Source organism: Bacillus sp. AFS040349 (assembly GCF_002577655.1).
Taxonomy (GTDB): Bacteria; Bacillota; Bacilli; order Bacillales; family Bacillaceae; genus Metabacillus.
Map to the genome: position 1 here is coordinate 126,076 of NZ_NUMC01000078.1, position 12,429 is coordinate 138,504.

The following is a 12,429-nucleotide window of genomic DNA, read 5'->3' on the forward strand; positions in this document are numbered from 1 at the left end:
CTTGTTTACTAATTTTCTGTTAAAATATGTTTTAATTTTTACACTGTTATTCACTGACTTTCGTCATGCGGTTTTTTATTGTTACTACACCAGTCTTTCTATTTTATCATAAAGTCCGTGAAATTTTTTAAGGTCATCAGGCTTATCTTTGTACAAATTTTGGTTTATAAAAACAAAAAGATAATCATGAGTTGTCCTGTAAAAAAAAGTTGATATGTGATAACATTTTTAATAGTAGTAGCTTATAAAAAGGATTTTGGTTTCTTAAAGCGTTTTCTAACTATTTATTGTGATATTGCGGAGGATTTTAGATGAAAAAAGAATTTGCGGTAATTGGACTTGGGCGTTTTGGAGGCAGTATTTGTCGGGCTCTAAGTGAAGAGGGTATGGAAGTAATGGCTATTGATACAGATGAAGACAAAGTAAATGAGTTTGCAAACGTTGCTTCACATGCTGTTGTTGGAGATTCCACAGATGAAACAGTGTTAAAAAGTCTTGGTATCCGTAACTTTGATCATGTTATTGTTGCGATAGGAGATAATATTCAAGCGAGTATCTTAACCACATTGATTCTTAAAGAATTAGGAGTTAAGCATATTACTGTTAAAGCTCAAAATGATTATCATGAAAAAGTACTATCCAAAATTGGAGCTGACCGTATCGTTCATCCAGAACGTGATATGGGGAGAAGAATTGCTCATAAAATTATTTCAAACAACGTTCTTGACTATTTAGAGCTCTCTGATGAGCATAGCATCGTTGAAATTGTTGCAAATGACAGGCTTAATGGAAACTCCATCATTGATTTAGATATTCGTGCTAAATATGGAATCAATATTGTTGCTGTAAAAAGAGGAAAAGATATTATTGTTTCTCCGCAAGCAAATGAAATTATTCAAAAAAATGATATATTAATCGTTATTGGTGCGGATACAGATATTAACCGTTTCGAAAAACGTTTATTAGGTGACTAAAAAAGCAGTACCCGATTTTTCAATCGGTGTACTGCTTTTTTAATTAAACTTCCATAATAATTGGTAAAATCATTGGGCGACGCTTTGTTTTTTCGTATAAGAATGGAGCGAGTGTGTCAGTGATTTCATTTTTAATTTCGGACCATTGACTTGTGCGACGTTCCATAATTTTGTTCAGATGCTTGGAGATTAGTGATTGAGCATCATTAATTAAATCACCAGATTCGCGCATGTAGACAAAACCTCTAGAGATAATATCTGGACCTGCTGCGATTTTGAAGTCTTTCATGTTGATGCTTACAACGACTATCACAAGACCTTCTTCTGACAGAATTCGGCGGTCTCGGAGGACAATGTTACCGATATCACCAATACCACTTCCATCAATATAAACATTACCTGAAGGGATTTTCCCAGCAATTCCAACTTCTTTATCTCCTATTGCTAGAACCTCTCCGTTATCCATGATAAAACAGTTTTCTTCCTCAACACCACAGTCTACTGCATGTCTAGCATGCATCTTCTGCATACGGAATTCACCATGTATTGGCATAAAGTATTTTGGCTTCATTAATCTAAGCATAAGTTTTTGTTCTTCTTGACCACCGTGACCTGAAGTATGAATGTCGTTAAGTGGTCCGTGGATTACCTCTGCTCCTGCACGGAACAGTTGATTAATCGTTTTGCTAACGCTAAGTGTATTTCCTGGTATTGGAGAAGAAGAGAAGACAACATTGTCCCCAGGTATAATTTGAATTTGTCTATGAGTGCCGTTTGCGATACGCGATAGAGCTGCCATTGGTTCACCTTGAGATCCTGTACAAAGAATTGTCACACGATGAGCTGGCATACGATTAATTTCATGTGCATCTACAAAAGTATCTTTAGGACAACTAATATATCCTAAATCTTGTCCAATTTGTATGGCTGCCTCCATACTTCGCCCAAACACAGCAACTTTACGTCCGTGTGCAACCGCAGCTTCAACTACTTGTTGGAGGCGGTGTATATTTGATGCAAATGTTGCAAAGATAATGCGACCATCAACCTTACGGAAAATTTCGTGTATACTGTCACCGACACGTCTCTCTGACATCGTAAAGGTAGGAATCTCACTGTTTGTACTGTCAGAAAGTAAACACAGAACTCCATCCCGACCAATCTCAGCCATCTTTGTTAAGTTTGCAGGTTCACCTACAGGTGTAAAATCAAATTTAAAGTCACCAGTATGTACGATGTTTCCAGGTGGCGTTTTAACGACAATACCATATGAATCAGGAATACTATGAGTTGTTCTAAAAAAGGTTACAGATGTTTTTCTGAACTTAATAATATCATCTTCCTGAATTTCGATTAATTTAGTTTGTCGAAGAAGTCCGTGCTCTTCAAGTTTGTTTCTGAGTAAACCTAAAGCAAGCTTACCCCCATAAATAGGAATGTTTACTTGACGAAGTAAATATGGAATTCCACCAATGTGGTCTTCATGTCCGTGCGTAATAAATAATCCCTTTATTTTATCTTCGTTTTTGGATAAATAAGTGTAGTCAGGAATGACATAATCAATTCCAAGTAACTCATCCTCTGGAAATTTTATTCCAGCATCAATCAGGATGATTTCATCTTGAAATTGTACTCCGTACGTGTTTTTTCCGATTTCACCAAGTCCGCCTAATGCAAAGACAGCAACTTGATCATTTTTTACAAATTTCATAACAATCAGATCTCCAATACTTTATAATTTTCGCTTTGCTTTTCATATTCTAAATATGCCCCATCAACTGCAGTGACAAATTCAATATTATAGCCGCGTTCTTTAAGTTTAAATCTCACATTTGCTTCAGTTGTTGCTTCAATATAAAGAGTGTTTGTTCGTTCGCGAACAGGAACCTCTGTAATTTTATCTTGATAATGAACTTTAAAAATCATTTACCAAATCTCTCCTTAACTTCCGAATGTTAGACTAACTTTTTCTATTATATGCGATATTTCTATTCAAGCCAAGCCTATAGGGCAAGAGCGACTCTACTTTTGGTAAATAAGTCTATAACTCACAGTTAAAAATAAAATATAGGCACCAGTTGGAATAGGCTTTATTAAGCGATTGTTTTTCTCTTTACTAAGTGTTTCCACTGTCTTCTAAGAGATTTCTTTAATTTTTTTAACATAGAAAATCCTCCTACCTAATTTTTATTTACCGACCTCATGTTATCGGTTTTAGTATATGTCATTTTTTGTGATATTTTCATGGGAATTAATGTGAAAGAAATTGACAATTTCTTCATTTTCACTTAGTTTGAAAACATGCTTTTTACACATCAGGAGGATAAACTGAAATGAAAAAATTATATAGTTCATTATTTATTTTAAGTATGATTTGGGGGATGTCATTTCTATTTATAAAGGTCCTTGTAGAAGATTTAGGGCCATGGGGTGTTGTGTTTTGGCGGTGTTTATTTGGCACAATCACACTATTCATTATTCTTTTTGTTTTTAAAAAGCAAGAGTTGAGAAAAGTAAGGTTTAAAAGTCTACCGTGGCTGAAGCTTTTTCTTGTAGCACTTTTTAATAATGCACTTCCTTTTGCATTCATAGCTATGAGTGAAATGAAGATTTCCAGTAGTCTTGCCTCTGTTATAAATGCAACTACTCCATTATGGACAATTGTCATTGGGGCACTCTTTTTCTTTATTCCTGTTAAGGGGAGACAATGGGTTGGAGTTTCAATTGGGTTTTTTGGTATTTTAATTTTGTTGAATCTTGATTTTGAAAGCTTAATAAATGAAAACTTTATTGGGGCAGGAACGATGCTTTTTGCTACATTTTGTTATGGGTTAGGCGCTCAAATGGCAAAAAGATATTTACAGGAATTATCTATTATAATTGTATCGATTGTTACTTTGTTTTTTTCAACAATGATCAGCTTAGTATTTATTTTATTATTAAATGAATCTGTTCATCTACCATCAGTTTTTTCGGCTCATACTTTTATATCGTTAATTGGATTAGGTGTGTTTGGTTCTGGATTTGCTTATCTTTTTTACTATTATATGGTTAAAGAAGGTAGTGCAGAATTTGCTTCGCTGGTAACTTATATCGTTCCAATTACGGCAATGTTATGGGGGTATTTATTACTTGGGGAAGGTATTTCTCCACATATGATTTTAGGTTTATTGTTTGTTTTTGCTGGAGTTTATTTAAGCTCAGCTAAATTGGCGAAAAAAAGCAGTATTAATACTTCAATAGAGAGTAAACATTAAAGTGAAGAAAAAACACTCATAGACAAACTAAAGAAGGGAGTATATCCCTTCTTTAACGTTCAATTGGAACTGCATTTTCAGGTTCTTGAAACGGGTGATCTCCATTAATATGATCATAAAACATAACTCCATTTAAATGATCAATCTCATGCTGGAAAACAATGGACAATAGACCTCTTAGTCTAATATCAATATTCTTTCCTTCAAGGCTTGTAGCTTTAACGCGAATTCGGGCATAACGAGGAACAAAGCCTGGAACTGCTCGATCAACCGAAAGGCAGCCTTCACCGCTAGTTAAATAGCTTTTCTCAATAGAATGGCTAACAATCTTTGGATTAAATAGAGCATAACTGTGCTGGTTTCCTTTTTCATCAACAACATGAATAGCAATCATTCTTTTTGATACATTAATTTGAGGAGCTGCAAGTCCTATACCTGGGCGTAATCCGTACTTCTCAGAAATTTCCGGATCTTGACTATTTATTACGTATTGGATCATTTGAGATAAAGTTTCTTTATCCTCATCAGAAGGAGGTAATGTAACTTCCTTCGCCACTTCTCTTAAAGTTGGATGACCTTCTCTTATAATATCTTCCATTGTTATCATGGTAAACACTCCTTTGAACATAAAGCAAAAGTATTTAATAAGTGAATGACTAAGGCAGACAAACTAAGTTATTACAACCTCAAAATCATTATGTATATATAAACTAGATATAATTTCATTGTATTATACTATAAGATTATATAGGAAATAGCAGAAATCGAAAAGATTTTGGGATTACATAATAATCGAAGGGCTAACAGTGGGAAATTGTTAGCCCTTTGACATATTTCTTACCTATATTTTTAATAGCCGATGTAAGCTGCACCTACAATAATTAGTAAAATAAACAATACAACGATTAACGCAAAGCTGTTTCCATATCCAGCTGTTGGTGCAACATATCCGTAACCATAATTTCCACACCCGTAATTGCAATCATAATAATGCATTCTAACGACCTCCTCATGATGATTACGCCCTTTGTTTTGGCGTATAGTACACTGTATGAAAGTAGTTCAAAAGTGTATAGACATTAGCCTAGATATGATTAAATTGACTCTAACTTTCCTAAGGAGCAGTTGATTACTGATGTTATTAGATACTTTACCTCCTTTGTATACCCCTATGATTGGTTTTGAGAAATGCTCTCTGAAAACCACAAGAAATAATGGTCTAAAAACTAAGACAGGCTCATATGAATGTAAATAATAAATACAAAAATTGGAAAAGTGGATTCCATCCAAATAATTCCAAATATATATTCAAAACCTATTGAGAAAATATGTTAGACCAATTATAGTAGAAATGTCTGTAAGTTAGGAGGATATACATTCTGATGCTAAGAAAAAGTAATTACGTTTTGTTTATAATATTATTGTTTTTACTTTCTGGCTGCTTCGGTCCTGCGCCAGAAGAAAAGATTTATACGATTTTGGAGGAAGCTGTTACATTAGAAGATTCATTTAAAGAACAACAGCAGCCATTACTCGAACTCGAAAAGAAGGAAGCGGACCTCTATAGTAAGATTATGGATTTGGGAATGAAAGAATTTGAACAAGTTGTTTCCTTATCTAAACAAGCTTTAACTTCAGTAGAGGAACGAGAATCTAAAATACAAATGGAATATGACAGTATTATGTCTTCGAAAGATAAATTCAATGAAGTTAATGAAGAAATCGAAAAAATTAAGGATGAGACACTGTTACAATCTGCACAAGAGCTTAAGTCTACAATGGAAGAACGATATAAATCATACGAAAAACTTTATGAAAACTACAAAAAATCAATTTCTTTAGACAAAGAACTGTATTCAATGCTTCAAAAGGAAGATTTGGAGATGGAGCAGTTGGAAACACAAATAGATAAAATTAATAAGTCATATCAATCTGTTATGGAACAAAATAATGAATTTAATAAACTAACTGAACAATATAATGATTTAAAAATAAAGTTTTATGAAGAAGCCAATTTAAATGTTGAAAAAAGTGAATAATGCTATGCTTATGAAGAACCTTCCTCTTGGGAGGTTCTTTTTTGTGCACTGTTGTTTCTCTTATTCCTTAATGGTATTCATTTAAAGCTAAATAAATTATTAGCTAAAATATGAAAACGCAGTGTTTGAGAAGGTGAAAAGTGTCGAGTATATACAATAAATACAAGTTGTTATATAAAACTGTATTACAAACAATGTTACAGTGTTTGTATTTGTGATAATACAGTTTGAAGAAACAAGTAAAATGATTAAGGATAAAATTTATTATTCTTTAACTATTATAGATATAAACTGATTGACGGGCGTGAAAACATTGGTGTAAACTTGTAAATGAATTGTTAATGTGTATCAGTTTATTTTAAATTTAAACTAATACAGAGTGGGCTAAACAGACCACCAAACCATACATAGAGAACGTTTTTATACATCTCGTGAGTGGTATAAAGGTAAGAAAAGTCGAATTCAAAAAAATTGTGTCATCCATAAGATTTTAGGGTAACCTATTGCTGTGAATATTGGAATTCTCTTACTAATACTTTTGAAGTTCAATTCTCAATAGGGATTGAACAACACTCTTAAAATGGAAAGGAAGAGGTTATAAAATGGCTGCAAAAACAAAAGGCGCTGTTGTAGACAGTAAGAAACAGTTTGAAGCTATTTCTAAGGTTTTTGAAACATTCCAGATTTTAAATGAAGAAGGTAAAGTCGTAAATGAAGCGGCAATGCCAGAATTAAGTGATGATCAATTAAAAGAATTAATGCGTCGTATGGTTTATACACGTATTTTAGATCAACGTTCTATTTCATTAAACCGTCAAGGGCGTTTAGGTTTCTATGCTCCAACTGCAGGACAAGAAGCTTCTCAGATTGCATCTCAATATGCTTTAGAAAAAGAAGATTGGATTTTACCTGGATACCGTGATGTTCCACAAATCATTTGGCATGGTCTTCCGTTATATCAAGCATTCTTGTTTTCTCGTGGACATTTCCATGGTAACCAAATGCCTGAAGGAGTTAACTGCTTATCTCCACAAATTATCATCGGTGCACAATACATTCAAACAGCTGGTGTTGCATTAGGTCTTAAGAAGAAAGGCAAACAAGCTGTTGCGATCACTTATACAGGTGATGGTGGTGCATCACAAGGTGATTTCTATGAGGGTATTAACTTTGCTGGTGCATATAAAGCTCCTGCAATCTTCGTTGTACAAAATAACCGCTATGCGATCTCAACTCCAGTTGAAAAACAATCTGCAGCACAAACTATTGCACAAAAAGCAGTTGCAGCAGGTATCGTAGGTGTTCAAGTTGATGGTATGGATCCATTAGCAGTCTATGCTGCAGTTCGTGATGCTCGTGAGCGTGCAGTTAACGGAGAAGGTCCTACATTAATTGAAACATTAACATTCCGTTATGGACCACACACTATGGCTGGTGATGATCCTACACGTTACCGTACAAAAGAAACAGAAAATGAGTGGGAAGCTAAAGATCCATTAGTTCGTTTCCGTAAGTTCTTAGAGGACAAAGGAATCTGGAACGAAGAAGAAGAAAATAAAGTAATTGAACAAGCAAAAGAAGATATTAAAGATGCTATTCAAAAAGCTGATAAATATCCAAAACAAAAGGTAACGGACTTGATGGAAATCATGTACGAAGAAATGCCTTATAACCTAAAAGAGCAATATGAAATTTACAAAGCAAAGGAGTCGAAATAATCCATGGCACAAATGACAATGATTCAAGCCATCACTGATGCATTACGCACCGAATTAAAAAATGATGAAAACGTCCTTGTATATGGTGAAGACGTTGGTGTGAACGGTGGGGTATTCCGTGCGACGGAAGGACTTCAAAAAGAGTTTGGAGAAGACCGTGTATTCGATACACCACTTGCTGAGTCTGGTATTGGTGGACTAACAGTTGGTTTCGGTTTAACTGGATTCCGTCCAGTTATGGAAATTCAATTCTTTGGTTTCGTTTATGAAGTAATGGATTCATTAAATGGTCAATTAGCTCGTATGCGTTATCGTTCAGGTGGACATTGGACTGCTCCAGTAACAATTCGTTCCCCATTTGGTGGATTCGTACATACACCAGAGCTTCACGCTGATAGCTTGGAAGGTCTTGTTGCACAACAGCCTGGACTTAAAGTTGTTATTCCTTCAACACCTTATGATGCAAAAGGACTTTTAATCTCTGCTATTCGTGATAATGACCCAGTTGTATTCTTGGAGCACATGAAATTATATCGCTCATTCCGTCAGGAAGTTCCTGAAGAAGAATATACGATCGAAATTGGTAAAGCTGATGTAAAACGTGAAGGTACAGATCTTTCAATTATTACTTACGGAGCAATGGTTCATGAATCATTAAAGGCTGCGGATGAATTAGAAAAAGAAGGTATTTCTGTTGAGGTTGTTGACTTACGTACAATCAGCCCGTTAGATATTGAAACAATTATTGCATCTGTTGAAAAAACAGGTCGTGTAATTGTCGTTCAAGAAGCACAAAAACAAGCAGGTATTGCGGCTAATGTAGTGGCTGAAATTACTGAAAGAGCAATTTTAAGCTTAGAAGCACCAGTATTGCGTGTTGCTGCTCCTGATACTGTATACGCATTTACTGAAGCGGAAAATATTTGGTTGCCAATTTATAAAGATATTTTAGAAACTGCTAGAAAAGTTCTTGAATTTTAATTAATACTTCAAAACGAATTTTTAACATAATTATAGGAGGTTGAATGATTTGGCATTTGAATTTAAACTGCCTGATATTGGTGAAGGTATCCACGAAGGTGAAATTGTAAAGTGGTTCGTTAAACCAGGCGACAAGGTTGAAGAAGATGATGTCCTTGCTGAAGTTCAAAATGATAAAGCGGTTGTTGAAATCCCATCACCAGTTAAAGGTACAGTTACAGAAGTAAATGTAGAAGAGGGAACAGTTGCAACTGTTGGTCAAACAATTATTACTTTTGATGCACCTGGTTACGAAAACCTAAAATTCAAAGGTGACCATGGTGATGATGAGCCTAAGAAGGAAGAAAAAGCTGAACCTGCACCAGCTGCAGAAGAGAAAACAGAAGCACCTGCTGCTGCACCTGCAGAAGTAGAGGTAGATCCTTCTAAGCGTGTTATTGCTATGCCTTCTGTACGTAAATATGCTCGTGAAAAAGATGTGGATATTCGTCAAGTTTCAGGTAGCGGTAAAAATGGTCGTGTATTAAAAGAGGATGTTGATTCATTCTTACAAGGTGGAGGAGTTACTGCTCAACCAGCTACTACAGAAGAAACACCAGCTGCAAAAGAAGAGAAACAAGCTCAACCAGCTGCAGCTCAAGCAATTCCAGAGGGTGAATTCCCAGAGACTCGTGAAAAAATGAGTCCAATCCGTAAAGCTATTGCTAAAGCAATGGTTAACTCAAAACATACTGCTCCACACGTAACTTTAATGGATGAAGTGGATGTAACAAATTTAGTTTCTCATAGAAAACAATTTAAAAATGTTGCAGCAGAGCAGGGTATTAAGTTAACATATTTACCGTACGTAGTGAAAGCTCTTACTTCAGCACTTAAAAAGTATCCTGTACTTAATACTTCACTTGATGACAAAACAGAAGAAGTTGTTCAAAAGCATTATTACAACATTGGTATTGCTGCTGACACTGAAAAAGGTCTTCTAGTACCAGTTGTAAAAAATGCAGAGCGCAAATCTGTGTTTGAAATTTCTGATGAAATTAACGGACTTGCTACAAAAGCGCGTGAAGGTAAGCTTGCACCAAATGAAATGAAAGGTGCTTCTTGCACAATCACTAACATTGGTTCTGCAGGTGGTCAATGGTTCACTCCAGTAATTAACCACCCAGAGGTTGCTATTTTAGGTATTGGACGAATTGCAGAAAAACCTGTTGTTCGTGATGGAGAGATTGTTGTAGCTCCGGTTCTTGCTTTATCATTAAGCTTTGACCACAGAATGATCGATGGTGCTACAGCTCAAAATGCTCTTAACCACATCAAGCGTTTACTTAACGATCCACAATTAATTTTAATGGAGGCGTAATCGATGGTAGTAGGAGATTTCCCAATTGAAACAGATACTCTTGTCATAGGAGCAGGTCCAGGCGGATACGTTGCAGCAATCCGCGCTGCACAACTAGGACAAAAAGTAACAGTAGTTGAAAAAGCAACACTTGGAGGGGTTTGTTTAAACGTTGGTTGTATTCCTTCAAAAGCGCTAATCGCTGCTGGACACCGTTATGAAGAAGCTAGACACTCTGAAGATATGGGTATCAAAGCTGAAAACGTAACTGTTGACTTTTCAAAAGTCCAAGAATTTAAACAAGGTGTTGTGAAAAAACTAACTGGCGGTGTAGCTGGATTACTTAAGGGTAATAAAGTTGACGTAGTTAGTGGTGAAGCATACTTTGTTGATAACGAAACTGTAAAAGTTATGGACGAAACGTCTTCACAAACTTACAAATTTAAAAATGTAATTATCGCAACTGGTTCACGTCCAATTGAAATCCCTGCTTTCAAATACTCTAAGCGTGTATTAGATTCTACAGGTGCATTAAACCTTCAGGAAATTCCTAATAAGCTTGTTGTAATCGGTGGCGGATATATCGGAACTGAGCTTGGTACAGCGTATGCTAATTTTGGTACTGAAGTAACGTTTATCGAAGCTGCTGACGAAATTCTTGCTGGTTTTGAAAAACAAATGAGTGCGATTGTTAAACGTAACCTAAAGAAAAAAGGAAATGTTGAAATTCACACAAAAGCAATGGCAAAAGGTGTGGAAGAAACAGACAACGGTGTTAAAGTAACATTTGAAGTAAACGGTGAAGAAAAAACTGTTGAAGCTGATTACTTATTAGTTACGGTAGGACGCCGTCCAAACACTGATGAACTTGGTTTAGAGCAAGTTGGTGTTGAAATGACGGATAGAGGTGTTATCAAAATTGATAAACAATGCCGTACAAACATTCCAAACATCTATGCAATCGGTGATATTGTTGAGGGGCCACCTTTAGCTCATAAAGCTTCTTATGAAGGTAAAATTGCTGCAGAAGCAATTGCTGGAGAAAAAGCAGAGATTGATTACTTAGCTATTCCTGCTGTTGTATTCTCTGAGCCAGAATTAGCTTCTGTAGGTTACACAGAAGCTCAAGCAAAAGAAGAAGGCATTGAAGTGAATGCTTCTAAATTCCCATTTGCTGCAAATGGTCGTGCGTTATCACTTAACAATACTGATGGTTTCTTAAAACTTGTAACTCGTAAGGAAGATGGATTAGTAATTGGTGCACAAATCGCTGGACCAAGTGCTTCAGACATGATTTCAGAGTTAGGATTAGCAATTGAAGCTGGTATGACAGCAGAAGATATTGCAATGACAATTCATGCTCACCCAACATTAGGTGAGATCACAATGGAAGCTGCTGAAGTTGCAATTGGTAGTCCAATCCATATCGTAAAATAATAAAGTAAAGGCTGACTATTATAGTCAGCCTTTTTGCATGTATTTATTTCTATTTCGATAGAGCGCTTGAAACAGGCTCTAATATATCTTCTTTTGAAACAACGGTTCCTTCGATTTGTACTAAAACTTGTTTCTTATCAATAACAAGAAGCGAAGGGAAAGTTTCAATTTCGAATTGATTATGATCTGTTTTCTCTGAGATTATTTTCATATTCTCAAATTCCTCTGGAAAATTCTTTTTAATGTCCAATAAGGCATCATAATAGACTGCTTCACGTTGAATATTTTCATCATCGGAAAAAAACACTAGTTGTTTGTCTTGTGGAATATCTTCATTTAAGGGACCTTCTGAAAACAGCAAATTTTCACATGAAGAAAGAACAATGACTGGTATGATGAAGGCAATAAGTATTGATCTTTTCATCCATGTCCACCTCTTTTTAATAGAATAAAATAGAACGAAATAATTATTTATGTCAGAATTTCACTTATAAAATTCAAAAATATGTATCTAAATTAAACACATTTTATCATAATAATTCAATTTTCTTCCTGTTGTCATCTATTTGTTACATAAATGAAAAATATAATGAAGTTTCTATACAAAAAATTAAGATTAAGTTTCAAAATCCCTGAAAGAATCTTATGTTTTTGCATAAGAATTGATAGGTAGTGTCAAAAGAT

The 12,429-nt window shown here is 35.1% G+C and carries 11 protein-coding genes and 1 pseudogene; 7 read left to right on the forward strand and 5 right to left on the reverse strand.

Translation table 11 applies throughout. The annotated features are described in order from the left end of the window. Positions 1 to 311 precede the first annotated feature (311 nt). Positions 312 to 974 carry a potassium channel family protein gene (locus tag COD11_RS16900; RefSeq protein WP_098798076.1) on the forward strand — a complete coding sequence of 221 codons (663 nt, stop codon included), beginning with the start codon at positions 312 to 314 and terminating at the stop codon, positions 972 to 974. A 43-nt stretch (positions 975 to 1,017) separates the two neighbouring features. Here COD11_RS16900 and rnjA read toward each other — a convergent pair whose 3' ends face one another. Both rnjA and COD11_RS16910 read right to left on the reverse strand, forming a co-directional pair. Further along, a complete protein-coding gene (gene rnjA / locus COD11_RS16905) occupies positions 1,018 to 2,685 on the reverse strand; it encodes a ribonuclease J1 (protein WP_098798077.1) in 1,668 nt (555 codons plus the stop codon). A gap of 5 nt (positions 2,686 to 2,690) precedes the next feature. Continuing rightward, on the reverse strand, positions 2,691 to 2,900 hold the full coding sequence (locus tag COD11_RS16910; RefSeq protein ID WP_098798078.1) for a DNA-dependent RNA polymerase subunit epsilon: 210 nt from the start codon (positions 2,898 to 2,900) through the stop codon (positions 2,691 to 2,693). Between the two features lie 407 nt (positions 2,901 to 3,307). Here COD11_RS16910 and COD11_RS16915 point away from each other — a divergent pair, with 407 nt between their 5' ends. After that, the gene (locus COD11_RS16915; protein ID WP_098798079.1) at positions 3,308 to 4,231 is read left to right on the forward strand and encodes a DMT family transporter; all 924 of its coding nucleotides are present in this window, start codon (positions 3,308 to 3,310) and stop codon (positions 4,229 to 4,231) included. 52 nt (positions 4,232 to 4,283) lie between these two features. Here COD11_RS16915 and def read toward each other — a convergent pair whose 3' ends face one another. Together def and COD11_RS27595 are read right to left on the reverse strand one after the other, a co-directional pair. Then, positions 4,284 to 4,838 carry a peptide deformylase gene (def, locus tag COD11_RS16920; protein WP_098798080.1) on the reverse strand — a complete coding sequence of 185 codons (555 nt, stop codon included), beginning with the start codon at positions 4,836 to 4,838 and terminating at the stop codon, positions 4,284 to 4,286. Positions 4,839 to 5,080: 242 nt separating this feature from the next. Beyond that, positions 5,081 to 5,161 (reverse strand): annotated as a pseudogene (locus COD11_RS27595) (YjcZ family sporulation protein); the annotation flags it as partial. A gap of 452 nt (positions 5,162 to 5,613) precedes the next feature. On the opposite strand from COD11_RS27595, the gene COD11_RS16930 reads away from it, so the two are divergent. The 5 genes from COD11_RS16930 (at position 5,614) to lpdA (ending at position 11,745) form a co-directional block, all read left to right on the forward strand. After that, on the forward strand, positions 5,614 to 6,270 hold the full coding sequence (locus COD11_RS16930; protein WP_098798082.1) for a YkyA family protein: 657 nt from the start codon (positions 5,614 to 5,616) through the stop codon (positions 6,268 to 6,270). Positions 6,271 to 6,872: 602 nt separating this feature from the next. Continuing rightward, entirely contained in the window at positions 6,873 to 7,988 is a 1,116-nt protein-coding gene (gene pdhA, locus COD11_RS16935; protein ID WP_098798083.1) for a pyruvate dehydrogenase (acetyl-transferring) E1 component subunit alpha, read from the forward strand. Positions 7,989 to 7,991: 3 nt separating this feature from the next. Beyond that, positions 7,992 to 8,969 carry an alpha-ketoacid dehydrogenase subunit beta gene (locus tag COD11_RS16940; protein ID WP_098798084.1) on the forward strand — a complete coding sequence of 326 codons (978 nt, stop codon included), beginning with the start codon at positions 7,992 to 7,994 and terminating at the stop codon, positions 8,967 to 8,969. A gap of 49 nt (positions 8,970 to 9,018) precedes the next feature. Next, positions 9,019 to 10,329: a dihydrolipoamide acetyltransferase family protein gene (locus COD11_RS16945; protein WP_098798085.1), complete on the forward strand. Its 1,311-nt coding sequence runs from the start codon at positions 9,019 to 9,021 to the stop codon at positions 10,327 to 10,329. A gap of 3 nt (positions 10,330 to 10,332) precedes the next feature. Beyond that, complete coding sequence (lpdA, locus tag COD11_RS16950) at positions 10,333 to 11,745, forward strand: dihydrolipoyl dehydrogenase (protein ID WP_098798086.1); 1,413 nt, start codon at positions 10,333 to 10,335, stop codon at positions 11,743 to 11,745. A 49-nt stretch (positions 11,746 to 11,794) separates the two neighbouring features. Here the strand turns inward: lpdA and COD11_RS16955 are convergent, their stop codons facing one another. Next, entirely contained in the window at positions 11,795 to 12,169 is a 375-nt protein-coding gene (locus COD11_RS16955) for a hypothetical protein (protein WP_098798087.1), read from the reverse strand. Positions 12,170 to 12,429 lie beyond the last annotated feature (260 nt).

Bases quoted from the DNA above. Each gene is read 5' to 3' on its own strand.
- COD11_RS16900 (WP_098798076.1), top strand. From the start codon at position 312: ATGAAAAAAGAATTTGCGGTAATTGGACTTGGGCGTTTTGGAGGCAGT.
- rnjA (WP_098798077.1), bottom strand. From the start codon at position 2,685: ATGAAATTTGTAAAAAATGATCAAGTTGCTGTCTTTGCATTAGGCGGA.
- COD11_RS16910 (WP_098798078.1), bottom strand. From the start codon at position 2,900: ATGATTTTTAAAGTTCATTATCAAGATAAAATTACAGAGGTTCCTGTT.
- COD11_RS16915 (WP_098798079.1), top strand. From the start codon at position 3,308: ATGAAAAAATTATATAGTTCATTATTTATTTTAAGTATGATTTGGGGG.
- def (WP_098798080.1), bottom strand. From the start codon at position 4,838: ATGATAACAATGGAAGATATTATAAGAGAAGGTCATCCAACTTTAAGA.
- COD11_RS16930 (WP_098798082.1), top strand. From the start codon at position 5,614: ATGCTAAGAAAAAGTAATTACGTTTTGTTTATAATATTATTGTTTTTA.
- pdhA (WP_098798083.1), top strand. From the start codon at position 6,873: ATGGCTGCAAAAACAAAAGGCGCTGTTGTAGACAGTAAGAAACAGTTT.
- COD11_RS16940 (WP_098798084.1), top strand. From the start codon at position 7,992: ATGGCACAAATGACAATGATTCAAGCCATCACTGATGCATTACGCACC.
- lpdA (WP_098798086.1), top strand. From the start codon at position 10,333: ATGGTAGTAGGAGATTTCCCAATTGAAACAGATACTCTTGTCATAGGA.
- COD11_RS16955 (WP_098798087.1), bottom strand. From the start codon at position 12,169: ATGAAAAGATCAATACTTATTGCCTTCATCATACCAGTCATTGTTCTT.